This is a genomic window from Poseidonocella sp. HB161398, assembly GCF_005870025.1.
Lineage (GTDB): Bacteria > Pseudomonadota > Alphaproteobacteria > Rhodobacterales > Rhodobacteraceae > Mangrovicoccus.
Window position 1 is genome coordinate 1 of the sequence record NZ_VATA01000289.1, and the last position, 578, is coordinate 578.

Annotated in this window: 1 protein-coding gene; it reads right to left on the reverse strand. The window is 69.9% G+C overall.

Going from position 1 to position 578, the window contains the following annotated elements; all coding sequences use genetic code 11:
- Nucleotides 1-578 (reverse strand): MFS transporter (locus tag FGX59_RS37295; protein WP_138473512.1); only part of this gene is annotated, 578 nt, incomplete at both ends.

Genomic DNA, 578 nt, shown 5'->3' on the forward strand with positions numbered 1-578 from the left:
CCGCCGGAGATCACCGCCTGGACATCGACCTGCGGGCCCAGCTCGCGCAGCCCCGAGGCGAGGCCTGCCGCCATCACCCCGCCCGAGACCGCGACCCCCAGCGTGCCGCCCATCGAGCGCAGGAAGGACATGGTGGAGGTCGCCACGCCGATGCTGTCGCGGGGCACGGCGTTCTGCACGATCGCGGTGGCGTTCGGCATCGCGATCCCCATGCCCGTCCCCAGAAGCGCCAGCGCCAGCCAGAATGCCGGATAGCCCGCCTGCACCGCGGCAAGCAGCGCCAGCAGCCCGAGCCCTGCCGCCTCGAAGGCGATGCCGGCGACCATGAAGATCTTGGGGCGTCCGATCTCCGAGGACCAGCGCCCGCCGAAGGTGGAGGTCAGGATCATCGCGACCACCTGCGGCAGCATCATCGCCCCGGCCTGTGCAGGGTTCAGCCCCAGCACCAGCTGGAAGTAGAGCGGCAGGAAGACCATCGCGCTCATCATCGCGAAGCCCATGCAGGACATGGTCAGGATGCCGGTGGCAAAGCTGCCGATGCGGAAGAGCGCGAGGTTGATGACGGGTTCCGCCGCGCG